Source organism: Halobacillus massiliensis (genome assembly GCF_900166625.1).
GTDB lineage: Bacteria > Bacillota > Bacilli > Bacillales > Halobacillaceae > Halobacillus_A > Halobacillus_A massiliensis.
In genome coordinates this window covers 3093558-3116603 of the sequence record NZ_LT800499.1, presented here as the reverse complement: position 1 = coordinate 3116603, position 23046 = coordinate 3093558, and the positions used below count along the sequence as shown (strand labels likewise).

Genomic DNA, 23046 nt, shown 5'->3' with positions numbered 1-23046 from the left:
TTTTCTTTTTTTTTTTTTTTTTTTTTTTTTTTTTGAAATAATTTTTATATTGAAGAAGCCGTAGGATCTTATGAATACAAAAATTCACCGAAGACAAACTAAAATGTAGAAAAAGGAGGAGTAGACTTGGACTATTCACATATGAAAGCACAGCTAGAAGAGAGAAAGCAGGAAATCGAACAACGACTGATTAATAACAAAAAATTCGGCCTTGAACGAGGGTTCGCCAGTGACACGCGATCAGGCGAGCTGTCTCAATATGATAATCATCCGGCTGATTCAGGGACAGAGTTATTTGAAAGAGAGAAAGACATGGCTTTACTTGTTCATCTGGAAGAGGAGCTTGAAGAAATAAAATATTCTCTTCAGCAGATTGAAAAGGGAACGTATGGAATATGTGAAGTAACGGGGAAGCAAATTCCTTATGAACGGTTGGAAGCATGCCCTACAGCTCGAACTGTGATTGAACATGCGGAACAAAGCATTCCTAAGGATCGCAGTGTGGAAGAAACGGTGCTTCGAGAGATCGATCTGGAGGACAACCGGGAGAAAAATCCTTATCAGCAGGCTGCTTCTTCCAATGAAATAGGTATGATTTATGATGATTCCTCAATCATGGAAGAAGATGAAGGATCAGGATATACAGAGGAATTTGAACCGTTCGTCTCTACTGATATCCATGGATATACGGGACAGGATAATATCCACCTTGAACATAATCTGCATTACGATAAGTACAAAGAAGCATACGACGAAGCTGAGCAGGAAGACAAATAAGAAAAAGTCTGTTGAGATAATATCCCAACAGACTTTTTTTAATAGCCAACTTCTACAGCAGCATTCACAAGATACATTTGATCGTTTTTATCGCCTTTATCGGAAAGCTCAATGCCGCTTGTTGTCATCATACCTCCCTGGACTTTTTCTACAGTCACCTGCCCGTAAGGAATTGCTTTTTTAACTTCTTCTTCGTCAAGGTTATCGAGGTCCGTGGGGATAGCGAGTTTAACATGTACCTTCATATTATCAAGGTCGCCTTCAGGCAGAGATTCGCGGATACCTGGCATAGAGTTACTGTTAATTGCATTTTGAATAGCTCTTACAGATGCGTGTGTAACATTTTGGCCGTGGACATCAATTCCCATTCCTGTCTGTACAAACATTAACTTATCCATAACACTATTCCTCCTTTAAAAAGTGGACTTGGATAATTGTTTCCCTGATTTTCTATATTCTAAAAGTAAAATTAAATAAAAAACTGCCTTTTTAAGACTGTTTTTTAACTTGATCTGGATTCCGGTTGCTTAAATATAGAGAATGAAATCGGGAGGAACCTCGCTTTCCATGGCGAACGGTAATTTTTCTCGGATTTATAGCCTTCAGGGATCTCATCCTTGTTCTGTGTTCCTATAAGGCTTCTTAGATTAGAAAGAATTCTGTGCCGTTTGCCTGAATATAGAGAACCGTGCCTGGGGAAAGACTCGCTTTCCATGGGTGAACTGTGGTTTTTCTCGGGCTTTTAGCCTTTCGGGATCTCATCCTTGTTCTGTATTCCCATAAAGGCTTCTTGTTTCTCAAAAAGAGCATCCTGTTCCGTTTGCCTGAATATAGAGAACCGGGCCTGGGGAAAGACTCGCTTTCCATGGCGAACGGTGAGCTTCTTCAGGCTAAAGCCTTCCGGGATCTCACCCTGTTCTATCCTCCCATAGGAGTCTCGCCGTTTCCCCTGGCCCTTCGCGTTTATTAGGAGTAACGGAACATTGAGTAAGAATAGATCCTTTCCTTAATAGAGATTACTGAAAATACAGCGTTCCGTTTAACTACCAACGGTAAAGAGGGTGGGAAATGGCGAGACTCCTGCAGGGAGATAGAGCCGTGGTGAGATCCGCAAGTGTAACGAGCTAGCTCACCAGCTCCCCGCGGAAAGCGAGCTATTTCCAAGCCGCTTTTATCCGTACTTAATAAACAGAACAGCTCTTTCTCTTTCGCCATTGAGAAGAAAATGAAGCAATAACGAGGTAAAAACATTTTCTACCCAGTCATTTTTTCAGATGGTTCATATATGTGCATCATCCAATATCCGATATCTTCAAAACCCAGGCGTTTATATATCTTCCCGGCTTTTGGATTGTCATAAAACAAGCAGAGGAGTTTTCCTTCGTCAAGAACTTCCTCGCATAGCTGCTTCATACAGGAACTTGCATACCCATTTTTCTGGTAATCTGGATGTGTACACACCCCTACAATCATGGCAGACATCGTGTTCTCTGCTGTCGTAGAAGCACTGGAAACAAATAATCCATCTCTTTCAATGAAATAAGTGCGGGCGGAGCTGCTTTCAAATCCTTTACGGATTCCCTCTTCGCGGTTGGGATCCCCTTCGAATTCCGGGATACAATTTTGCAGTTCAACGATTTTCTTAACGTCTTTTACGTCAGCCATTTGAACTTGCGATGTGTCAATATTATCGTTCAGTTTATCTTTGCTGTCACATTTAGCATAAAAGAGGGATCGGGTTTTATCAGGCTGGCGATCCAAATGCTGAAGGATTTGGCTGGTGATCGCTTTTAAGCCTGACAACTGGGTAAATTCGAAATCTTGATCAATTATTTCGGCAAACCCTATGCTGTCAAAATTCCCCGAGGCATAAGCAATATAATTATTACGATATTTTAAAAGGATGGCTCTTAGTTCATCGCCGGAAAAATCTCCCCAGAGTTTCTGAAAATCCTGCTCAAAACCGAAATTTTCAATGTCTCCGATAATAAACAGATTTTCGGCTGGTTTTTCAGCTAATAAATTTTGGCATTTAAATCGATCTTCCTCGGTAAGTCTTCGGATCACTTTTTATCCCTCCTGGCATTTTGGAAATTGAAACAATTTTACCAGATAGAGAAATTTTTTCAATCTTTTTTTGAATTTTACAGCAATTAAAGGAAGAAGCTGCTTTGGCGATAATATCGTTAAAAGTGGTCAAACTAACAGCAAAGACTTTAAGGGGGAATACGTGGTGAAGAAATGGTTAATAATCCTCACCGTGCTGCTGTTTAGTAATGAACTGACAGTTCAAGCTGAAAGTATATATAGTATTAAACATAAAGATCAGGTAAAACCTGAATTTGAAATTCACGTTGATTATCCGCTGTTTAATGGGATTAAAAACAAAAGGCTTCAGGAAGATGTTAATGAGAATGTAAAAGAGACGATAGATGAAGTGGTAAGAGAAGTAGAAAAGCTCGGTGATCAGTCAAATGGGTTTCCAGTTCTTTACTACGAAGAATTTACGGTTGCTGAAAACAAAGGGCTCTGCTCTGTAGTTATGACAGCACATATTTCCCAGGGTAACAAACATGATTCAAGAGTACGATCCCTTAACTTTCAAAATGACGAGAATGGAATATTTTTAGAGCTCAAAGATGTAGTCGACCTAAGTAAACTCAATATTGAGGTTAATAAAATAATTTCCAACGACCCGGAAAGCTTCAATACCCAGCAATTTACGGGGGTTCGTGACAATACAGCATTTTATATTAAGGATGGGGAGCTTTTCTTAATTTTTAATAAATATGAAATTGCTCCAGGAGTGTTTGGTACTCCGGAAATCAGCATTCCTTTTTCAAAAGTTAAACGGGAACTTCCTCAGCACAAAAAAGCTGTCCCTGTCCCAAAAGAAGTATAGTAAAAAAATGCCTCCTGCCTAAGTTATTTGGCAAGGGGCATTTTTGAAGTGTTAGAACATTGTTTCTAGGCTTCCAGCATTTCTTCTTCCTGCTGCCCGCCATAGTAGTGAAATAAATACTGTTCTTTTGAAATCATATAGAGATCATATACATCCTGTTCCTTATTTATCCACTCATATACTTCAGGGTATTGTTCATTAGCTTTAGAGACGTACGGCATTTTTAAAGCCGCTTTGAGTGATCGGATATTTGAACGGCGAATTTTCATAAAAATGCCTTCAATGTCCAGCATAAAAAAGAGTTCTTGAAAAAATGCTTCTTTTGCTGGCTGATTATACCCTTTCCCGAAATAAGGCTGGCCAATCCACGTCGCTAGAAAGCCTTTATTATCTTGAATATCAAATAAATTAATTGTTCCAATTGGCTGTCCCCACTCATCAAGGATCGTCCGGGATATTAGCTCACCGCGTTCCTCAGCTTCTAAAGTCTGCTTCGTCAAGAAGTAAAACTCATCACTATTGGATGCTTTCTGGCGAACATAGGGGAAGACTTCCGGGTGGATCATCAAATCAAACAAAACTGGAACATCGTGTAAGTCACGCTTTTTCAGCATAAAAAATCCCTCCTTATGGGTAGAGGAGGGTAGTCTGAGTCTTAGGGCTGAGTACAGACTTCAGCAGTTCAAACCACCCTCGAATTTTTATCAATTGCTCACAAAAATTCGGGGTGGGAATCGAACCCACTAGAACCAGTTCATTAACTGGTGGCGCACCATTTGCCTTCCCTAAAACAACAACATATTTGGTAAGTTTATTTTAATTGATTTTTTTCTAAAAAGGAATGGTTTTAGAAAAAATAATCTTGTAAATTTTCTCCTTATTTTATGCATTATTTCTCTAACAGGTGTAGACTATTTTTCCATTAATCATCGTCCAAATTGGTGTGGACATAAATTCAAATGGGTGGCCATTCCACAGCACTAAATCAGCATCTTTCCCCTTTTCAATAGACCCTACGCGTTCTTCAATTCCAAGGTTTTTGGCAGGGTTAATTGTAATGCCTCGAAGTGCATCTTCAACAGGAAGACCTTCCCGGGCTGCTAAAGCTGCACAGAGATTTAAGTATTGAATTGGAGTATAAGGATGATCGGTCATAATCGATACTTTTACCCCATGTTCGTGGAGAACTTTATACGTCTGCCACGTTTTATTTCTTAATTCGATTTTCGACATTCTTGTAAATGTCGGCCCTACAGATACTTGCAGGTTTCGTCCGGCAAGCTCATCTGCAATAAGATGGCCTTCCGTACAATGTTCGATTCTTAAATCTAGGTTAAACTCATCAGCAAGTCTTAAAGCGGTTACGATATCATCTGCACGGTGGGCATGAATACGTACGGGTATTTCACGTTTTAAGGCCATTAACAGCGGCTGAACACGCAAATTATCTGGGTCTGAACTTTTCATAGCAGAGTAAAAGGATTCTCTTAGTGTTCCCATAATACCAAGTCGCGTTATAGATGCGTTCCTTGAAGGAGAGTGAACCCGTTTAGGGTTTTCGCCAAGTGCCATTTTTAACCCGGCAATGTCTTTTATGAGCATCTGATTAATCGAATGACCAACCGTTTTAATAACGGCTGTCATCCCTCCAATAATATTGGCACTCCCCGGCATAATATGAGCGGAAGTAACCCCAGCTTTTCTTGCATGGAAAAAAGCAGGATCCATTGGATGGGCCCCATCAATAGCTCTTAAATGGGGGGTCGTGGCCTCAATTGTTTCATTAGCATCACTACCTGCCCAGCCTGTACCTTCGTCATACAGCCCAATATGGGTATGGACATCTACAAAACCCGGAAAAAGCATTTGTCCTTTTCCATCAATGGTTTCTGCTTGTTCAGGAAGGACAATATTCTCACCAAAGTCCACGATTTTACCATCGCGAATATGGAGGAAACCTTTATTAATCGGCGGTGAAGTGACAGGGTAGAGGCTTACATTTTTTATAACTGTCTCCATCAGCTCAAGCCCCTTTCTTTTTATTGTTTACTTTATTATACTTCTAAATTCGATTTTCAAGGCAAAAAAAGCAAAGCGGTATGCTTTGCTTATCTACTATTTCTAAAAAGCCATTTAAAGATCATTTTAAAATAGACTCAAGAGCCTGTTGGAGTTCAGGAAATTTAAATTCATAGCCCATCTCCATAGCTTTTTTTGGAATGACGGACTGGCCTTCCAGTAAAAGTGAGCTCATATCTCCGAGGGCGGCTTTCAGCGCAAACCCAGGGACGGGCAGCCAGTGAGGGCGATTTAACACATCACCGATTGTTTTGCCAAAATCTTTATTTCGCTGAGGATGTGGTGCTGTACCGTTTAACGGGCCCTGGACCTCTTTGTTTTTAATTGCAAATTCAATCAGCCCGACAACATCATCAACATGAATCCAGGAAACCCATTGCTCACCTGATCCAATATTCCCTCCTGCCATCAGCTTATAAGGAAGAACCATTTTCGGCAGTGCGCCTTCTTCGCCTAAAATAATTCCGAAGCGTATAAACGCGGTACGAACACCTAGTTCCTTTGCTTTAGCAGCTCTTTTTTCCCACTCTATGACGACATCTGCCAGAAAACCACGACCAGGTTCTGTCGTTTCTTCTGTAAATGTCTTTGTTTTTGAAAAGCCATAAAAACCTACTGCTGAAGCGTTTACCAACACTTCAGGGCGATGATCCAGCTTACGGATAATCTCAAGAATTGATTCAGTGGCATCAATCCGGCTGTTCATAATGGATTTTTTCTTTTCATCCGTCCACCGTCCGCTGTTTAGAGATTCACCTGCAAGATTAATGATTGCATCTACATTAGAGAGTTCTTCCCAGGGAGAGAACTCTTCCTTCAGCCAGCCAACATGTGTAGTTTTGTCCGTATCATGGTGCTTATCGGGGTTCCGTGTCAGTATGTAAACATGGTGACCCTGCTTTACGAGCGATTGGGTTAATTGAGACCCGGCAAAACCTGTTCCGCCTGAAATTACTATATTCATAAAATAAAATCCTCCTTTAGTAAAACTGCGATTCTTATGCGTGACCGAGTGGGGGAAAAGCATGCTACAATAAAGGGAAAGGGGTGAGCATTACATGGCAAAAATCACTCGGATCACGACTCAAAAGAAGAATAAGAACCGGTATAATATCTTTTTGGACCGAGGCCAAGGGGAGTCCTACGGTTTCAGCGTAGATGAAGACATCTTAGTTAAGTACAGGCTCCAAAAATCCATAGAGCTTGAAGAGTCGACAATCAATGCATTAATCCAGCAAGATACAATACATAAGTCATATACCCTTGCTATTAACTTTCTAAGCTATAGAATGCGTTCTGAGCATGAAATTCGTCAATATCTTGAGAAGAAAGAAGTTGACCCGGAACATGCCGATGAAGTAGTTAACCGGCTTTACAAAAACAATCTGCTGAATGACCAGGAATTCGCGAACTCCTTTGTAAGAACAAAAGTAAATACAGCCAGTAAGGGGCCGCTTCTCATAAAAAAAGATTTAATGCAAAAAGGGGTGAAGAATACTGTCGCCAATGAAGCATTAACTTACTTTTCTTTTGATAAACAGGTGGAAAAAGCGAAAAAGTTCGCAGAGAAAAAGATGAGCAGTGACCGGAAGAAATCACAGCGGCAGCAGCTGCAGAATGTACAACAGACTCTTCTGCAAAAAGGTTTTACAGGAGATGTTATTCAGGAAGTCGTCAATCATATGCCTCAGGAAAATAATAATGAAGAAGAGTGGCAGGCTGTTGTCTTCCAGGGGGAAAAGCTGCTTAGGAAATATGAAAGAAAAGCAGAGGGATATGAACTGAAACAAAAGCTAAAAACAGGGTTATATCGTAAAGGCTTCTCTTTTGATGACATTGACCGTTTTATTGAAGAGTATGTGGAAGCAAAATGATTACCTGAGGCTCAAATAAAAGAGACCTTCTTTTTATTAAGAGGTCTCTTTTATTTGAATCAGTTTCTTCGTTTTTAAATCCTCAATTGCTTCATATACATGATCAACTACATAGGCCGCTTTGTCCTGCACATCAGGGTGTGCTGTGGACATGGCATAACTGTGAGGAGTTACTTCAAACATTGCGAGATCATTGAAAGAATCTCCAATGCATGCCACTTCTTCAGGTTTTATTTGCAGCTGGGTCAATAAGGTGCGGATTCCGTTACCTTTATTAATTTCCTTAGGCATAATATCTACACAGGATTCATGGGAAATAAAAATATCTAATTCTTGGCTGAATTGTTTTTTTAAACGGGAATGGGCCAGAATAACATCATCTTCTTTTCCATGCAGGGTAATTTTTGCTGGTATAATTTCATCTCCAAACTTGGAAGTCAGCTCAGGTTCGATAATGACGTCCTGAAACAGCTGTTCAGATATAATGTCTACCCATTTACTGTTCTCATCCGTATAGATGAAGTCTTTTGTAGACACCGTTTTAACCATGGGCTCTTCTTTAATAAAATCCATAACCTGCCTGGCAATGTCCGTATGAAAAGCAGCAGAATAAATAGGGTGTTCATTTAAGTCATGAACGAAGGCACCGTTTTGACTGACGCGATGACCAGATACTTCCACTTTTTTTAATACTTCAGAAATATCCAGATCCATGCGCCCAGAGGCAACGACTAAATCCATATTTTGATCTGTAATCTCTTTAATAGCTTTTATATCCTCTTCTTTGATAAAATGATTCATTCCTAACAATGTACCATCAAGGTCACTGATAAACAGCTTAATCAATTGTAATTTCTCCTTTCTTTTTGACAGCTCTGTCCATGATTTTACAGTTTTATTTGGATTCAGACAAAGGAAACACATATAAATTCCTGTGACAAAGGTTGTAAAATTTAAAAGTCAATTATACGATAGAAGTTACTGAGTAGTTGTAACCGTTTTTTTAGTGCGAATTTTGTGGAGGAACCCATTATGAGTGAACAGTTAATGATCGATAAAATATTAAATAATAATGTATTAATAGCCAAGCACCCGGCTTATCGTGAAGTTGTTCTCATAGGCAAAGGGATAGGGTTTGGAAAGAAGCGGGGAGAACCGATTTCATTTAACAAGGCGGATAAAACCTTTCTTTTAAAAAATGAAACCGAGAAAGAACAATATGTAAGCTTGATTCCCCACATTGAAGAAGGCTTCATCGGTCTGATGAATGATATTCTTCATCATATTGAGAATCGAATGGGGCAGGAATTAAATGAGCATATCCACGTTGCCTTAACGGATCACCTGGCATTTGCCATTAAGCGTACAAAGAAAAATTTGCAGTTCACTAATCCTTTCCTGCCTGAAATAGAATCTCTTTACCCCAAGGAGTACCAGATCGCAATGGAAGTTGTCACGATGGTTTATGATAAAACAGGAGTAGAGTTTCCTGAAGGAGAAGTTGGGTTTATTGCTCTCCATATCCACAGTGCGGTGACTGATAAAACACTGAGGGAGCTCAATCGTCATAATCAGTTGATTACGAACCTTGTCAATATTGTAGAAGAAGCGATGGAAGTAACTATTGACCGTCACAGTGTGGATTATCACCGCTTAGTTCAGCATTTACACCGGGCGATCGATCGTGTGTATCAAGGGGAAAATATTGGAGATGAAATTCGTTTAGCAAATATGTTGAAAGAAGAATACCCTACATGCTATAATCTAGCATGGAAGTTAATAAAAGTGATGCAAAAACAACTGAATAAACCCGTGGACGAATCGGAAGCTATTTATTTAACGATTCATCTGCAGCGTTTAACCAATAAATCTTAAAGATATGTGTTACTGATTCGATCAGGCATGAGTATCGAAGGATCAAATGGTTGCGATAAGGAGAAGTATATCCTTTTTTCGTAATATTTGCCCCTTTGTACTCATGCCTTTTTTAATGCTTTTATTGGCTTACTGAAGAAGAGGCTTCACGGCATAAGGAGCTGCCTTTGTGAAAAGGGTAATCAATGCACTTGAGGCTTATGCATTTAAGGCCATCTCCAGCCCCTCTGCACTTTTCTTAACTTTGTAACCGTTTTATTTATTCTGATAACAGTTGTTTTTGTATCACTCATTAAAAAAATAGGGAGGAAATGCTAATGTTTAAAAATGCTTTTGGTACTTTACAGAAGATTGGTAAAGCATTAATGACACCTGTAGCCTTGCTTCCGGCCGCTGGTATTCTACTGGCTTTCGGTACAAGCTTTGCACAGGACGATTTTGTTGACAGAGTTCCATTCTTCGGCACCCCGTGGGTTCAAACATTTCTTGAAGTTATGTCTGCAGCCGGGGATGTTGTATTCGCCAACCTGCCGCTGCTCTTTGCTGTTGGTGTTGCGATAGGTCTGGCAAAAGGTGATGGAGTAGCCGGTTTGGCTGCTATTATTGGTTATTTGATTATGAATGTGGTTATGGGAGTACTCGGAAATGTTGATGCCGATATGGCAGCAAGTGATCCGGCTTATGCCGATGTACTCGGTATACCGACCCTTCAGACAGGTGTTTTTGGAGGTATAATTGTCGGGGTGTTAGCGGCGTTTCTCTATAATCGATACTTTAATATTGAACTGCCGCAGTTCTTAGGTTTCTTTGCAGGTAAACGTTTCGTTCCGATTATTACGGCCTTTTCATCTTTATTCCTTGGTGTGGTTATGCTATGGGTATGGCCTTTTGCTCAAAATGGTTTGAATGCCTTATCTCATCTCATGCTTGAAGGAAATCAGACTATTTCAGCGTTCTTCTTTGGTGTAATTGAACGTTCACTAATTCCATTCGGTCTTCACCACATTTTCTACTCACCGTTCTGGTTTGAGTTCGGTTCATATACAACAGCAGCCGGTGATGTAGTACGAGGAGACCAAAGTATCTTCTTCGCTCAATTAAGAGACGGAGTTGACTTTACTGCAGGAACATTCATGGTTGGTAAATTCCCATTCATGATGTTTGGTCTTCCAGCGGCAGCTCTTGCGATTTATCATACAGCTAAGCCTGAAAGAAAGAAAATTGTAGGAGGGATTATGCTTTCCGCTGCACTGACCTCTTTCTTAACAGGTATTACAGAACCAATTGAATTCTCTTTCTTATTCGTTGCTCCATTGCTTTTTGGAATTCATGCAGTTTTTGCCGGATTATCCTTTATGACAATGGAAATCCTAAATGTTAAGATTGGCCAGACGTTCTCAGGAGGTCTAATTGACTTCATTCTGTTCGGAGTTCTTCCTAACCGTACAGACTGGTGGTGGGTAATTATCGTAGGCCTATGTTTCTCTGTTATTTACTACTTTGGCTTCCGTTGGGCGATTCTTAAGTTTAACTTAGCGACACCTGGACGTGAGGATGAAGCAGTAGATAGTGATACAGGAAAAGGATCAAAAGATGATAAACCATATGAAATTCTTGAGGCAATGGGTGGAGAGAAAAACATCACATACCTTGATGCCTGTATTACACGTTTAAGAGTATCTGTAAACGATAAAGGAAATGTAGACAAAGAACGTTTGAAGCAGCTGGGTGCTTCAGGAGTTATGGAAGTTGGAAATAATATTCAGGCGATCTTCGGACCTGTTTCTGATACGATAAGAGGACAGATGCAGGATATCATTGATGGGAAATCACCAAGGGACCGGGAAGAGTCTGTAAAGGACAGCACGGCAGAAGCAGGTGCTACAGCTCCGGTTTCCGGAGGAGAATTAGACTTTGTAAGCCCGATGAAAGGGAAGGTATTACCGATTGAAGACGTGCCAGACCAAGTCTTTTCAGGTAAGATGATGGGAGATGGCTTTGCAATTGAGCCGATTGATGGTAAAATTGTTTCGCCTATAGATGGTAAAGTACTCAATGTCTTCCCAACTAAGCATGCAATCGGTTTACAAGCTGAAAACGGGATGGAGATTCTTCTTCATATTGGAATTGATACCGTGAAGCTTAAAGGCGAAGGATTTACTTCTAAAATCGAAGAGGGCGATACAGTAACTAAAGGTCAGCCGCTCATGGATGTTGACCTTGACTATATAAGCCAACATGCTGCATCGATTGTAACACCTATTGTGTTTACAAACCTTGAAGAAGGGCAACAAGTAGAAGTAACGGCAGCTGGCGAAGTTGATCATGAGACAGAAAATATCGTTACCATTACTAAATCTTAGGAGGAATTATTATGGCAGAACAAACGATGAAAATTACGGCAGCTGATGGGGTACACGCTCGTCCAGCTACAGCACTAGTTCAAGTGGCAGGTCAGTATGAAGCTGATGTGAACCTTGAGTACAAAGGAAAGTCTGTGAACATGAAGTCTATTATGGGTGTAATGTCTCTTGGCATTCCAAATGGTGCAGAAATCAAGTATTCAGCTGAAGGTTCTGACGCTGAAGAAGCTGTTGCAGCCCTCGTTAAAAAGACAAAAGACGAAGGTCTAGGCGAATAATAAGAAAAAGGGGATCCAGCATAAGCTGGATCCCCTTTTTTGAATTGTATTTCTCTAACTAACGATCTATAATGATTTCTTTACGCCCGTCATCTTCCTGGAAGATTTGTTCTGCAACAATTTCTGGACCTTTGAGGGCAGAAGGATCTTTTACGTGTTCACTTTCACTCCAAAAAGGTGTATTCATTCCGCCCATATACACGGCTGTAGCCGATATAGGCTCATTTTCCCATTCTCTATACAGGCTTTCGGTAAAGCCTCTTACAGCAAACTTTGAGGCACAGTAGATGGATTCATTCTTTTTTCCTCTCAAGCCTGCCGTGGAAATGATATTTAATACCCGTCCATTTGATTTTTCAAGAAATGGTACGGCATGCTGTGTCATTAAAATCGTCCCTTTAACATTGGTGCGGTACAGAGTGTCGATATCTTCTTCATGATATTTCTCCAGCGGACCAAATAAACCTAGACCTGCGTTGTTAATAAGTATATCTAACTGATCAAGCTGCTTGAAAACTTCCTCAACAGAAGCCGTTTCTGTTACATCGCAAATTAAAGACTGTGCGGATCCGCCGTTTTCCTGAATTTCCTTTTGGACCAGCAAAAGCTTACGGTCAGTTCTTCCCGTTAATATCACATGATGATCATTTTGTGCATATTTGAGAGCAAGAGACCTTCCAAGTCCTGAACCTGCTCCTGTAATTAAAACGCTTTTCACTTAGTTCCCTCCCTTGGTTCCTCATTTCTATTGTGACAAAAGACTGATAAAATGAAAACAGCCTATTTTAAAGGAGCGAGCTTAATGGAAAAGAGATATAGTGATTATAGTCAAGAAGAATTGCGACAGGAAATTGGCCGTCTGAAAGAAAAAGCTTTAAAAGCAGAGCAGCTGGGAATAGTGAACGAATTTGCTGTTTATGAGCGGAAAATTATTATGGCCAAATCCTATATGCTTGACCCTGAGGATTTTAAATCTAACACATACTATGAGCTGGAAGGAGACCCTGCCCACCTCTTCTATATAGAATATATGAACGGTGTTTTTGCCTGGGGGTACCGGGTAACAAAAGCTTTGGAAAAAGCAGGAGAAGGGGAGGAAGCCCTTCCAATCGCTATGTTGGGAAATAGCGTTAAAGTTTAAGTATCAGGGAAAACGCAGCCTAGAAGAAGGCTGCGTTTAATAGTTATCTGCTTTTACGCACTTGTGTTTCAATTATTTGCTGGGACTGCGTCTGCTCGGTTTCGCCATTTACCCGGTGGCTGAGATGCTTAGTTCCTCTATGGAGGGTACGTGAAGGGATAGACTTTTTTCGTTTCTCCATTAGTACCTGCCTCCTTTGTTGACATCGCGTTCTCTCGAATGCATGGCTCTTTCCTGGGGATTTGAATTAATGGTTCCGTTTGGGCGCAGGGCCAAAAATTCACTTTGATCATCTGGGGCAGAAGTCATTTTTTTATTGGGAAATCCTTTTGCTTTATTTCGCATCAGTTCTCCTCCTAATAGGCCACAGTAGTGGCAAGCTTAGTATGTGCAGGGCAAGGTGCGTTATGTGGTAAGATGAATTGTAATCATTGCCAGAGTTGAGGTGAAATGCTATGGAAGATATTTTTAAGAGGCTTGCCGAAGACCTCTATCAGCGAAATGACCATTTAACGATTGACCAGGCAAGAACCTGGGTAGAATTGCTCTGGGAAGACTTCGAGTCGACAAGAGCAAAAGCGGGTCATGAATACAAGGGAAAACAAGTGACAGAACAGATCGTATCCCAGTGGATCGAATTCTATGGTCCAAAGCTTCATGAATATGCCGCAACTAACCCAAAATATAAAGATATGCTGAAAGAAAGAGGCTATCTGCAATAAATAAAGGATCCCACGCTGTGTAGGCGTAGGATCCTTTATTTTGGTTCTGGGGAAACCGTCAGTTTATCCTGTAATTTCTCTTCAGTAAAAACCCAGCCTGTATAAGAATTAAGGATCTTTAAATCATGGCCATGCTCATCGTCAATTTGAGCAACTGCAACAAATGGATAGCGTCCTTTCGAGCGGTAACGCAAGTCAATAAACCGCACTTCCGTATACTCATCATGATAGCTGAGCTCGTACCGATAGACCGGCGAAAAAGAAAGAAAAGCTTTAATATTAGTGTCCGTTAAAGCTTTTTTTACAATAGGATCTTCATCATCAATCTCCTTGTATTCAAACTTATCAAGGATTGTGAGATGTCCATTGACAGCACGGCCTACGTAATAGTACGTGTCTGTTTCAATGGCAATTCTCCAAACATTTTGTTTCATTGTCGGAGAGGTAGAGATCTGGACAATATCCGAGAAATCCCTGGAAATCAATTTAACGAGTTCACGTTTATCAAAATATCGTTTAACATAGTACAAGGCGATGACAAAATAAATGATTAAAAAGACATATCCGGGTGCTGCTCCTAAATTCCATGCAACAATCCCGGCGATGTGCATGATAAAGATATACGGGTCAAATGTATTAATAAACCCGTAAGCCACCCATCTTTTAGTGAACGGACGGTAAGCCTGTGTGCCGTATGCATTAAATACATCAACAAATACGTGTAAAATGACCGCCAGAAACGTCCAGAGCCAAAGGTGAAGAAAGTTGACCTCAGGAACAAACAGATGAATGGCTGAGGCTATCCCAATTCCCCACATCATGACAGCTGGAATCGAATGGGTAATGCCGCGATGGTGTCTAATATAAACAGCATTATTTCTTAATTTTAAAATCGTATCAGAATCAGGAGCCTGAGAGCCGATAAGTGTACCGACAAGCACTGCGTTAAACAGGGTGGGGTCTGCTTGCACTACTGGATCTAAAGTAGCCAGGCCGCCAAGGGCCACCCCCATTACTACGTGAGTGCCTGTATCCATATAAACTTCCTCCTTTGGCCGACATTCATAATTTAGTGTATCACGAAGGGTGATTTGATGAAAAAACAAGATAAAGTACAATTTTTATTAGAAAATTTCAACAGACAGGCTTTTAGAAATCAGTTAATTGATTGGTTTAAAAGGGAACAGCGCAATCTTCCCTGGAGAGAAAATCAGGATCCTTATCGAGTATGGGTATCTGAAATTATGCTCCAACAAACACGTGTAGATACTGTCATCCCTTATTTTAATAATTTCCTGACTAAATTTCCGACTCCTAAAGCACTGGCTGAAGCTGAAGAGCAGGAGGTACTTAAAGCCTGGGAGGGTTTAGGATACTATTCCCGTGCCCGTAATCTGCAAAACGCCGTAAGAGAAGTTGTTGAAAACTATGGAGGAATTGTACCCGAAGATAAAGAAGAATTGGGACAGTTAAAAGGTGTGGGTCCCTATACGAAAGGCGCTATACTAAGCATTGCCTATGATCAGCCGGAGCCTGCAGTAGACGGAAATGTTATGAGAGTTTTGTCCCGAATATTGGATGTGGAGGACGATATTGCCAAAGCAAAAACTCGAATTCTTTTTGAAGGATTAGTGGAAGAACTGATTTCTACTGAAGATCCTTCTTCGTTTAATCAAGGTTTAATGGAGCTTGGCGCCATCGTCTGCACACCTAAGTCGCCGTCTTGTCTTCTCTGTCCTGTCCAATCTGAATGCCGGGCTTTTCATCAGGGGATTGAAACAGAACGTCCTATAAAATCTTCAAAGAAAAAACAGAGAAAGCAGCCGTACGCCGCACTGTTAATTGAAGACACAGAAGGAAATGTCCTGATTGAAAAGCGTCCGGATCAGGGCCTGCTTGCTTCTTTATGGCAATATCCAATGGTCCCTTTGACAGATGTAGATAAAAAAGATATTCCATCTTATGTTTATGGAGAATATGGAGTGGAAATTGAGCTGGGTCATGGAATTGACCGTGTTCGCCATGTGTTTTCTCATCTTATCTGGGATATGGAAATATATTATGCTAAGGTACGAAAGGGGAGTTTAGATCGAAAATCTGCTAAGTTTGTTTCCCCTTCAGAGGTGACTTCCTATCCATTTCCAGTTTCCCATCAAAAGGTTCATAAACACCTCCGACTTTAGTCAGGAATATTACAAACCCTCCTTTAAGGAAGCTTCGCATGCGGTCAAACCGCCGCGGAGCTTTATTTCATTGTTAATTTCCCGTAATAAAGTGACACCCTCTTGATTCAAATAAGGGGCAATTTGTGAGAGAGCATCGTGATAGTAACTTAATTCATTATTTATCCAGTCATTTTTCGACATCATGGTCAGTTCTGCCATATCCCGGTTTTTTTGCATTAAAAAAGCCTCCTTTCCCTTGTTATTATGGGGATTTCGACAGATTTTATGTAGGAAAAAGTGAGGAGGAAACCCACAAAATATGGGTTTGTAACTGAACTGTAACGTAACTGTAACGAATGATGGTGAAGCTTGTCATATCAAGGGGTTTCATAGTTACATAGGGAGAATGGCAGGTTTTAGTGTGTAGACAACCTATAAGAAAATATGAATAATAGGTAACAGAGTTAAAAAACACCAGTAATTAATGCAGTTTATACATAATTATACATTACGTTTTTTAGAAAGTCTTACACAGATTAATAGAGTTTTACTCAATACAGAAAATTAAAGTAGAGAGGAAATATGGGATATGAATAAAAAACAAATGGCAACGACAATTTTTGGGACGATCGTAGGGGCATCTCTTTTTGGAAGTACGGTTATGGCTGATGACTCACATCATGTTAAATCAGGAGACACGCTTTGGGAATTAAGTAAAAAGTACAATACATCTGTTTCAAACTTGAAATCATGGAATAATCTGAATAGCCACTGGATTTATGTAGGACAGTCACTTGTAGTACACAAAGAGAGTTCATCCAGTTCCAGCAGCTCAAACTCTGGAAGCTCAAACTCAAGTACATACAAGATCAAGAGTGGAGATACTCTTTCCGGTATTGCCGCTAAACATAATGTCTCTGTAAGCAAACTGATGGATTGGAACAACTTGAGCTCGTCCTTAATTTACGCAGGAAATACTCTTAAAATTAAAGGGTCAAGCTCCAGTTCTTCAAGTTCATCAAGTTCATCTAAATCTTCCAGCTCTTCAAACTCAGGAAGTTCCAATGCTAAATCTTACACTGTTAAATCCGGTGATACACTTTCTAAGATTGGCGCAAAATACGGAGTAAGCGTATCTAACCTGAAAAGCTGGAACAATATTTCCGGCCACCTTATCTATGTTGGACAAAAAATTTCACTTAAAGGAACTTCCAATAATAGTAGTTCCTCAAATCACACAAGTTCAAACACGAAAACTAAAAAATCTGAAACACCTAAAAAAGTATCTAAAGCTCCAAGCAGTTCTACTTCCGGGGTTGTGTCTATTGCTAAGCAATATCAGGGCACTCCGTATGTATGGGGAGGAACTTCACCATCCGGCTTTGACTGCAGTGGCTTCTTACAATATGCCTTTGATAAGGCAGGTACAGATCTGCCGCGTACAGTAGCTTCTATGTATGCTGACAGCCGTGGTTCTTCTGTAAGTAAGTCCAATCTTCAAGCAGGGGACCTTGTATTCTTTGAGACGTACAAGCCTGGCGCATCTCACGCTGGAATTTATGTGGGCGGCAACCAATTTATTCATGCTGGTTCATCCCGCGGAGTAGAAATTAGCTCACTTTCCAATTCTTACTGGAATCCACGTTATGTTGGTGCGAAGCGCTTCTAAAACAAATAAGTACAAGTCTGCAGGGTTATTCTGCAGACTTTTTATTTTTTTAATAAAAATTTAAAATAACAGGAATTAAATCAGACAACCTGCGCACAATAATTTTTGCGGAGGTGATATTAATGGCTAAACAACCGAAACAACAACAAGGTCAACAAACACAAGCTGGTACAGATGTAAATGAAGTAAAACGCCAAAACCAACAAGCTCAAAAAGGCCAAAACCAAATGGGTAATGAGTTTGCTTCTGAGCAGACTAATGCTCAAGAAGTGCGTCGTCAAAACCAACAATCTCAGGCTAGAAAAAACAAATAGTCTTTGATTAGGTCTGTACAGGCGAAAATTTAGCCTGCATCAAACTCCCGGAAGCCGTCCAAATTTGGACGGCTTCTTACATATATTAATACGCTTTATTTTCCATAGGAAGATTTAGCCGTTATAATAGATAAAGGTGAATAAGCCGTTAGGTACAGGGAAGGGGAGATGAAATATGCCCGGCCCAGAATCTGGACTTCGAACAGAAATTCAGAGCTATAAACATAATGGGAAATTACATCGTGTTTGGGAAAGCACTACCGTATTAAAAGGTACAAAAAATGTAATTATCGGTGCAAATGACAGGACAAGAGTTCATGAAAGTGATGGCCGGTCCTGGGTCACTAGAGAGCCGGCGATCTGTTACTTTCATTCAAAGCATTGGTTTAACGTCATCGGGATGCTGAGGACGGACGGAGTTTATTACTATTGCAACATCAGCTCTCCGTTTATTTATGAAGACCAAATCATAAAATATATAGACTACGATTTGGATGTGAAGGTCTTTCCGGATATGACGTACAAGCTCTTAGATGAAGACGAGTATCAGCAGCACAAACGACAAATGAATTATCCGCATGTGCTTGATCGGATTTTGTATAACAACGTAGAAACACTTGTCCGCTGGATCAGGCAGCGCAAGGGACCTTTCTCGCCGGAATTCATCGACCAATGGTATGAGCGTTTTTTAACGTATAGGTAATAAGAAAATGCGCACTGCTGCAGAGTGCGCATCCTTCTTTTTTATAGAAGAGAGGTGAAAGATTTGGGAAGTATTAAAAGGTATCTTACCTTTGTAAAACCTTATAAAAGGAAAATAGCTGTTACCATCCTTATAGGACTTGTGAAATTTTCTATTCCATTATTAATGCCTTTGATTATTAAGTATGTCATTGATGACATTATTGGAGCAGAAGGGATGGCCGATTCAGAGAAATTTGATCAGCTGCTTTTACTAATGGGTGGCGCGTTTTTCGTTTTCCTGATCCTTCGTCCGCCCATTGAATATGCCCGGCAGTACTTGGCCCAGTGGATCGGAAGTAAAATTCTATATGACATCCGAGGTAAACTGTTCGATCATATTCAGAAATTAAGCTTAGGTTTTTATTCCCGTACGAAAACGGGAGAAATTATTTCACGGGTCATTCATGATGTAGAGCAGACGAAAACATTTGTCATAACCGGCCTTATGAACATATGGCTTGATATGTTTACGATCTTAATTGCAGTTATTATCATGCTGACGATGGATCCATGGCTTACACTCGTCTCGATCATTCTGTTTCCTTTGTACGGTTTTGCGGTTAAGTATTTTTATGCCCGCTTACGAAGCCTGACAAGAGACCGCTCTCAAGCTTTAGCAGAGGTGCAGGGTCACCTTCACGAGCGAGTACAGGGTGTTCCGGTGACGCGGAGTTTCGCATTAGAGGATTATGAACAACAGCAATTTGATAATCGAAACTCAAATTTCCTTGATAAAGCGCTCAAGCATACAAACTGGAATGCTTATACGTACTCAGTAACTAATACGATTACAGATTTAGCTCCACTGCTCGTTATTTTATTTGCGGGTTACCAAGTGATTGGCGGCGCTATGACGATAGGTACTATGGTAGCTTTCACGGGGTATATGGACCGTGTGTATGGTCCGCTTCGCCGATTGGTTAACTCATCTACAGTACTGACACAATCAATTGCCTCCATGGACCGCGTCTTTGAATTTATGGATGAAGATTATGATGTTGTGGATAAAAAGGCAGCACCTCCTCTAAAAGATGTTAAGGGACATGTATCTATTCAAGATGTCTCCTTTCGTTATGGAGAGGATGAACCAGAAGTCCTTAAGAACGTAAACTTGGAAGTGGAAAAAGGTGAAACCATCGCCTTTGTAGGCATGAGCGGGGGAGGAAAGTCTACTTTGATCAGCCTCATCCCTCGTTTTTATGATGTTACGGGAGGAAGTATTAAGATTGACGGCAAGGATATTAAAGATGTGCAGGCCCGAACATTAAGAGATAAAATTGGTATGGTGCTCCAGGATAATATTCTGTTCAGCGACTCAATAGAAATGAACATCCGAATGGGAAATCCAGAAGCCACTGATGAAGAAATCATCGAAGCTGCTAAAGCAGCCAATGCTCATGATTTTATTATGGATCTTACCAATGGCTATGACACTTTAGTAGGTGAACGGGGTGTTAAGCTTTCCGGCGGTCAGAAACAGCGGATTGCCATAGCCCGTGTGTTTCTTAAGAATCCTCCGCTGCTTATTTTGGATGAAGCGACCTCTGCTTTAGACTTAGAAAGTGAGAGCCTTATCCAAAATGCATTAGAGAGGCTCGCCTCTGATCGAACGACATTTATTGTCGCTCACCGACTGGCAACCATTACTCATGCCAGTCGAATTGTTCATATTGAAAATGGAGAAATTGTTGAGGTAGGCTCACATGACGAGCTCATTAGACGAAAAGGCCATTATTATGATCTTTACCAGGTGCAGCAGCTTGATGATAAGCCAACAGAATATATGGGAACTTAAAAAGAGGCCGACTATGGCCTCTTTTTTCTGTTCCGTTTTCTTTAAATAGTAAAGCGGTCCTGTGGAAACAATTCGCTTTCCATGGGTGAACGGTGAGACTCCTCAAGCTAAAGCCTTTCGGGATCTCGCCAATGTTAAGTGCTCCCATAAGGCTTCTTCCATTTGACTTAAAGGGGAAGAGAGTTCCGTTTGCTTGAATAAGGAGAATCGGGCCTGGGGAAACGACTCGCTTTCCATGGGTGAACGCTGAGCTTCCTCGGGCTTATAGCCCTCCGGGATCTCACCCTGTTCTATCCTCCCATAGGAGTCTCGCCATTTCTCCCGGCCCTTTATGTTTTTGGGAGTAACGGAACACTGAGTAAGAAAAGACTATTTCCTCAAAAGAGATTACTGAAACTACAAGCGTTCCGTTTATACTACAATCAGTTAAGAGGATGGGAAATGGCGAGACTCCTGCAGGGAGATAGAGCTAAGGTGAGATCAGCGAGTGTAACGAGCTAGCTCACCAGCTCCCCGCGGAAAGCGAGTCATTTCCCATCCTCGTTTCTCCGCACAAGATAAACGGAACCGTCCTTTCTCTATCACTATTAAGAAAAAGCGAGAAAGAGACTCTTGCAGGAAGTTAGATCTATGGTGAGATCCGTGAGTGCAACAAGCTAGCTCACCGGCTCCCCGCTTAAAGCGAGTCACTTCCCATCAGTTTTTCTTCTCCCATTGAACTCCTGTCTTTAGGTTACAAGTAGCCTTTCTTCATATATAAGAAGGCGCAGAGGAAGTATTTTTATTTCTCTGTTGTCTGGATATACGTTTCTGGATGATACTTCTGGTAACTTTTTAAAAGCCGTTTCAGCTTTTCCAGCTGATCGTAATATTCCATGAGCTGAGAGGCAAGCGGCAGGAAGATCAGCTTATCCGTCCCGCTGCTTTCTTCATATACCTTCATGAGACGATCAACGACTAGCGGAATATTGGGCTCTTCAATCTGCCTCAATGACTGTCTGTGGGTTTGTTTAATCCGGCCTTTAAGACTTAGCAGAAGTTTTTCGTGAGCGTTAATAAGTTTATCCAGTTCATTAATTAGAGTATCCTGAAATTCAATAGGAATTTGTTCAATCCTATGCTCCAGCCGATAAAAGGCTTTTAATACATCAAAAGATTTTTTTGTCGTTGTAATCAATTGGCGGAAAAGAACGAGCTTTCGGCCTTTTGAGAATCGGGAACCTTTTAAATAGGTTCTTTCCTCTGAATAGAGAAGGTACGTATGATCAAGCCAGCGAATATTATCTTGAATCCGGGTGATTTCGTATTTTAATGCAGGCTCATCTGACAATTGTCGTGTAGTGACTCTCAGCCACTGAAGAATATCGTTTGTAGCACTGTCCACTTTTCCAAATAGTCTTGTCTCATATCGAGGCGGCAAAAAAACTAAATTAACAATAAACGCAGCGAGAATACCTAAAAGTAACGAACTTAACCGGGAAGCAGCGAAATGGATAAAGGTCTGGTCTGTGGAGTCCATCAACGCAATGACAGCAACGGCCGCCAGCGAAATTGTGTTTTCGTTCATTTTTAAATTCATTGTGACACCGATAACAATGATAATGGCTAAAGCGACGATAAAAGGGTCATTCCCTAAGGTGAAAACAGCAATGACAGCAATGACAGCTCCGATTAGATTTCCTTGAATTTGCTCCACGATTGATTGGTAAGACCTATAAATAGAAGGTTGAATGGAAAAGACGGCGGCAATTGCGGCCAGAAGCGGGCTGAAAAATCCAAACAGACTTGCTATGTAGAGAGCAACGGCTGCGGCAAGTCCCGTTTTCATCATCCGGGCACCAAGTTTCATAACAAATCATCCTTTTTAACAATAAATTCTTGTCTTAGTTCCTGCTTTCCTTATTTTTTCCGTTTTTATTTCTAAAAATCCTCAGCCTGGTCAATAGCTGAGGATTTCCTATTTTAATTATTTTTTGGATAGTTCTTTGAAAGATTGATCAACGGCTTCCAGAGTCTGGACAATATCTTCTTTAGAATGGGCGGTGGTCAGGAACCAGGCTTCATATTTAGAAGGAGCCAGATTAATTCCCTGGTTGAGCATGAGCTTAAAGAAGCTTGCGAATTGTTCGCCGTTTGTATTCTCAGCCTGTTCGTAATTTTCCACTTTCTCATCTGTGAAATATACGGTTAAAGCCCCTTTAAGGCGGTTAACAGTTACGGCTACTTCATGCTTTTCAGCCGAATTTAGAATGCCTTCTTCAAGCATTGCGCCAAGCCGGTCCATCTCATCATAAACGCCTTCCTTCTGCAAGACTTCCAGACAGGCAATGCCTGCAGACATAGAGGCG

At 40.8% G+C, this 23046-nt stretch carries 25 protein-coding genes and 1 pseudogene; 13 read left to right on the top strand and 13 right to left on the bottom strand.

Annotated elements, in window-relative coordinates:
• Positions 1 to 126 precede the first annotated feature (126 nt).
• Positions 127 to 777, top strand: a complete 651-nt coding sequence (locus B7E06_RS15530) for a TraR/DksA C4-type zinc finger protein (RefSeq protein WP_082234848.1) — start codon at positions 127 to 129, stop codon at positions 775 to 777.
• 38 nt (positions 778 to 815) lie between these two features.
• Here B7E06_RS15530 and B7E06_RS15525 read toward each other — a convergent pair whose 3' ends face one another.
• Together B7E06_RS15525 and B7E06_RS15515 are read right to left on the bottom strand one after the other, a co-directional pair.
• Positions 816 to 1175: a Lin0512 family protein gene (locus tag B7E06_RS15525; RefSeq protein ID WP_082234847.1), complete on the bottom strand. Its 360-nt coding sequence runs from the start codon at positions 1173 to 1175 to the stop codon at positions 816 to 818.
• Between the two features lie 856 nt (positions 1176 to 2031).
• Positions 2032 to 2844, bottom strand: a complete 813-nt coding sequence (locus tag B7E06_RS15515; protein WP_082234845.1) for a GNAT family N-acetyltransferase — start codon at positions 2842 to 2844, stop codon at positions 2032 to 2034.
• A 166-nt stretch (positions 2845 to 3010) separates the two neighbouring features.
• Between B7E06_RS15515 and B7E06_RS15510 the strand changes: the two genes are divergently transcribed.
• Positions 3011 to 3679, top strand: coding sequence for an RsiV family protein (locus B7E06_RS15510; RefSeq protein ID WP_245807753.1), 669 nt, complete (start codon positions 3011 to 3013; stop codon positions 3677 to 3679).
• 65 nt (positions 3680 to 3744) lie between these two features.
• Here the strand turns inward: B7E06_RS15510 and B7E06_RS15505 are convergent, their stop codons facing one another.
• The 3 genes from B7E06_RS15505 to B7E06_RS15495 form a co-directional block, all read right to left on the bottom strand.
• Complete coding sequence (locus B7E06_RS15505; RefSeq protein WP_082234843.1) at positions 3745 to 4293, bottom strand: GNAT family N-acetyltransferase; 549 nt, start codon at positions 4291 to 4293, stop codon at positions 3745 to 3747.
• A gap of 283 nt (positions 4294 to 4576) precedes the next feature.
• A complete protein-coding gene (locus B7E06_RS15500) occupies positions 4577 to 5698 on the bottom strand; it encodes an amidohydrolase (RefSeq protein WP_082234842.1) in 1122 nt (373 codons plus the stop codon).
• 121 nt (positions 5699 to 5819) lie between these two features.
• On the bottom strand, positions 5820 to 6722 hold the full coding sequence (locus B7E06_RS15495; protein ID WP_082234841.1) for a TIGR01777 family oxidoreductase: 903 nt from the start codon (positions 6720 to 6722) through the stop codon (positions 5820 to 5822).
• Between the two features lie 94 nt (positions 6723 to 6816).
• On the opposite strand from B7E06_RS15495, the gene recX reads away from it, so the two are divergent.
• A complete protein-coding gene (gene recX, locus B7E06_RS15490; protein WP_082234840.1) occupies positions 6817 to 7632 on the top strand; it encodes a recombination regulator RecX in 816 nt (271 codons plus the stop codon).
• 36 nt (positions 7633 to 7668) lie between these two features.
• Here the strand turns inward: recX and B7E06_RS15485 are convergent, their stop codons facing one another.
• Positions 7669 to 8478: a Cof-type HAD-IIB family hydrolase gene (locus B7E06_RS15485; protein ID WP_082234839.1), complete on the bottom strand. Its 810-nt coding sequence runs from the start codon at positions 8476 to 8478 to the stop codon at positions 7669 to 7671.
• A gap of 186 nt (positions 8479 to 8664) precedes the next feature.
• Here B7E06_RS15485 and glcT point away from each other — a divergent pair, with 186 nt between their 5' ends.
• The 3 genes from glcT (at position 8665) to B7E06_RS15470 (ending at position 12148) form a co-directional block, all read left to right on the top strand.
• A complete protein-coding gene (gene glcT / locus B7E06_RS15480) occupies positions 8665 to 9507 on the top strand; it encodes a glucose PTS transporter transcription antiterminator GlcT (protein WP_082234838.1) in 843 nt (280 codons plus the stop codon).
• A gap of 317 nt (positions 9508 to 9824) precedes the next feature.
• Positions 9825 to 11870, top strand: coding sequence for a glucose-specific PTS transporter subunit IIBC (gene ptsG, locus B7E06_RS15475; protein ID WP_082234837.1), 2046 nt, complete (start codon positions 9825 to 9827; stop codon positions 11868 to 11870).
• An 11-nt stretch (positions 11871 to 11881) separates the two neighbouring features.
• Positions 11882 to 12148 (top strand): phosphocarrier protein HPr, encoded by a 267-nt coding sequence (locus B7E06_RS15470; protein WP_082234836.1) that lies wholly within the window; start codon positions 11882 to 11884, stop codon positions 12146 to 12148.
• Positions 12149 to 12206: 58 nt separating this feature from the next.
• Here the strand turns inward: B7E06_RS15470 and B7E06_RS15465 are convergent, their stop codons facing one another.
• A complete protein-coding gene (locus tag B7E06_RS15465) occupies positions 12207 to 12866 on the bottom strand; it encodes an SDR family NAD(P)-dependent oxidoreductase (RefSeq protein ID WP_082234835.1) in 660 nt (219 codons plus the stop codon).
• Between the two features lie 84 nt (positions 12867 to 12950).
• Between B7E06_RS15465 and B7E06_RS15460 the strand changes: the two genes are divergently transcribed.
• Positions 12951 to 13289, top strand: a complete 339-nt coding sequence (locus B7E06_RS15460; RefSeq protein ID WP_082234834.1) for a YfhH family protein — start codon at positions 12951 to 12953, stop codon at positions 13287 to 13289.
• A 43-nt stretch (positions 13290 to 13332) separates the two neighbouring features.
• Here B7E06_RS15460 and B7E06_RS21590 read toward each other — a convergent pair whose 3' ends face one another.
• Together B7E06_RS21590 and sspK are read right to left on the bottom strand one after the other, a co-directional pair.
• Positions 13333 to 13470, bottom strand: coding sequence for a YpzG family protein (locus B7E06_RS21590; protein ID WP_143414506.1), 138 nt, complete (start codon positions 13468 to 13470; stop codon positions 13333 to 13335).
• Positions 13470 to 13634, bottom strand: a complete 165-nt coding sequence (sspK, locus tag B7E06_RS15455) for a small acid-soluble spore protein K (protein ID WP_082234833.1) — start codon at positions 13632 to 13634, stop codon at positions 13470 to 13472. The genes B7E06_RS21590 and sspK overlap by 1 nt, the downstream gene beginning before the upstream one ends.
• Before the next feature lie 110 nt (positions 13635 to 13744).
• Here sspK and B7E06_RS15450 point away from each other — a divergent pair, with 110 nt between their 5' ends.
• Positions 13745 to 14011, top strand: a complete 267-nt coding sequence (locus B7E06_RS15450; RefSeq protein ID WP_082234832.1) for a YfhJ family protein — start codon at positions 13745 to 13747, stop codon at positions 14009 to 14011.
• A gap of 35 nt (positions 14012 to 14046) precedes the next feature.
• Here the strand turns inward: B7E06_RS15450 and B7E06_RS15445 are convergent, their stop codons facing one another.
• Complete coding sequence (locus B7E06_RS15445; RefSeq protein WP_082234831.1) at positions 14047 to 15048, bottom strand: metal-dependent hydrolase; 1002 nt, start codon at positions 15046 to 15048, stop codon at positions 14047 to 14049.
• Positions 15049 to 15105: 57 nt separating this feature from the next.
• Between B7E06_RS15445 and mutY the strand changes: the two genes are divergently transcribed.
• Positions 15106 to 16194, top strand: coding sequence for an A/G-specific adenine glycosylase (gene mutY / locus B7E06_RS15440; protein WP_082234830.1), 1089 nt, complete (start codon positions 15106 to 15108; stop codon positions 16192 to 16194).
• A 9-nt stretch (positions 16195 to 16203) separates the two neighbouring features.
• Here the strand turns inward: mutY and B7E06_RS15435 are convergent, their stop codons facing one another.
• Complete coding sequence (locus B7E06_RS15435) at positions 16204 to 16413, bottom strand: cytosolic protein (protein ID WP_082234829.1); 210 nt, start codon at positions 16411 to 16413, stop codon at positions 16204 to 16206.
• Positions 16414 to 16765: 352 nt separating this feature from the next.
• Here B7E06_RS15435 and B7E06_RS15430 point away from each other — a divergent pair, with 352 nt between their 5' ends.
• The 4 genes from B7E06_RS15430 to B7E06_RS15415 all read left to right on the top strand — a co-directional run bounded on the left by B7E06_RS15430 (position 16766) and on the right by B7E06_RS15415 (position 20698).
• Positions 16766 to 17845, top strand: coding sequence for a C40 family peptidase (locus B7E06_RS15430; protein WP_082234828.1), 1080 nt, complete (start codon positions 16766 to 16768; stop codon positions 17843 to 17845).
• Positions 17846 to 17967: 122 nt separating this feature from the next.
• Positions 17968 to 18159, top strand: coding sequence for a gamma-type small acid-soluble spore protein (locus B7E06_RS15425; RefSeq protein WP_082234827.1), 192 nt, complete (start codon positions 17968 to 17970; stop codon positions 18157 to 18159).
• A gap of 175 nt (positions 18160 to 18334) precedes the next feature.
• Positions 18335 to 18862, top strand: coding sequence for a nucleoside tri-diphosphate phosphatase (gene ntdP, locus B7E06_RS15420; protein WP_082234826.1), 528 nt, complete (start codon positions 18335 to 18337; stop codon positions 18860 to 18862).
• Between the two features lie 63 nt (positions 18863 to 18925).
• Positions 18926 to 20698, top strand: coding sequence for an ABC transporter ATP-binding protein (locus B7E06_RS15415; protein WP_082234825.1), 1773 nt, complete (start codon positions 18926 to 18928; stop codon positions 20696 to 20698).
• Positions 20699 to 21479: 781 nt separating this feature from the next.
• Here B7E06_RS15415 and B7E06_RS15410 read toward each other — a convergent pair.
• On the bottom strand, positions 21480 to 22547 hold the full coding sequence (locus B7E06_RS15410) for an FUSC family protein (RefSeq protein WP_082234824.1): 1068 nt from the start codon (positions 22545 to 22547) through the stop codon (positions 21480 to 21482).
• 117 nt (positions 22548 to 22664) lie between these two features.
• A pseudogene (locus B7E06_RS15405) lies at positions 22665 to 23046 on the bottom strand (aspartate aminotransferase family protein); the annotation flags it as partial.

Bases quoted from the DNA above. Each gene is read 5' to 3' on its own strand.
- B7E06_RS15525 (WP_082234847.1), bottom strand. From the start codon at position 1,175: ATGGATAAGTTAATGTTTGTACAGACAGGAATGGGAATTGATGTCCAC.
- B7E06_RS15505 (WP_082234843.1), bottom strand. From the start codon at position 4,293: ATGCTGAAAAAGCGTGACTTACACGATGTTCCAGTTTTGTTTGATTTG.
- B7E06_RS15500 (WP_082234842.1), bottom strand. From the start codon at position 5,698: ATGGAGACAGTTATAAAAAATGTAAGCCTCTACCCTGTCACTTCACCG.
- B7E06_RS15495 (WP_082234841.1), bottom strand. From the start codon at position 6,722: ATGAATATAGTAATTTCAGGCGGAACAGGTTTTGCCGGGTCTCAATTA.
- recX (WP_082234840.1), top strand. From the start codon at position 6,817: ATGGCAAAAATCACTCGGATCACGACTCAAAAGAAGAATAAGAACCGG.
- glcT (WP_082234838.1), top strand. From the start codon at position 8,665: ATGAGTGAACAGTTAATGATCGATAAAATATTAAATAATAATGTATTA.
- ptsG (WP_082234837.1), top strand. From the start codon at position 9,825: ATGTTTAAAAATGCTTTTGGTACTTTACAGAAGATTGGTAAAGCATTA.
- B7E06_RS15470 (WP_082234836.1), top strand. From the start codon at position 11,882: ATGGCAGAACAAACGATGAAAATTACGGCAGCTGATGGGGTACACGCT.
- B7E06_RS15460 (WP_082234834.1), top strand. From the start codon at position 12,951: ATGGAAAAGAGATATAGTGATTATAGTCAAGAAGAATTGCGACAGGAA.
- B7E06_RS21590 (WP_143414506.1), bottom strand. From the start codon at position 13,470: ATGGAGAAACGAAAAAAGTCTATCCCTTCACGTACCCTCCATAGAGGA.
- sspK (WP_082234833.1), bottom strand. From the start codon at position 13,634: ATGCGAAATAAAGCAAAAGGATTTCCCAATAAAAAAATGACTTCTGCC.
- B7E06_RS15450 (WP_082234832.1), top strand. From the start codon at position 13,745: ATGGAAGATATTTTTAAGAGGCTTGCCGAAGACCTCTATCAGCGAAAT.
- B7E06_RS15445 (WP_082234831.1), bottom strand. From the start codon at position 15,048: ATGGATACAGGCACTCACGTAGTAATGGGGGTGGCCCTTGGCGGCCTG.
- mutY (WP_082234830.1), top strand. From the start codon at position 15,106: ATGAAAAAACAAGATAAAGTACAATTTTTATTAGAAAATTTCAACAGA.
- B7E06_RS15435 (WP_082234829.1), bottom strand. From the start codon at position 16,413: ATGCAAAAAAACCGGGATATGGCAGAACTGACCATGATGTCGAAAAAT.
- B7E06_RS15430 (WP_082234828.1), top strand. From the start codon at position 16,766: ATGAATAAAAAACAAATGGCAACGACAATTTTTGGGACGATCGTAGGG.
- B7E06_RS15425 (WP_082234827.1), top strand. From the start codon at position 17,968: ATGGCTAAACAACCGAAACAACAACAAGGTCAACAAACACAAGCTGGT.
- ntdP (WP_082234826.1), top strand. From the start codon at position 18,335: ATGCCCGGCCCAGAATCTGGACTTCGAACAGAAATTCAGAGCTATAAA.
- B7E06_RS15410 (WP_082234824.1), bottom strand. From the start codon at position 22,547: ATGAAACTTGGTGCCCGGATGATGAAAACGGGACTTGCCGCAGCCGTT.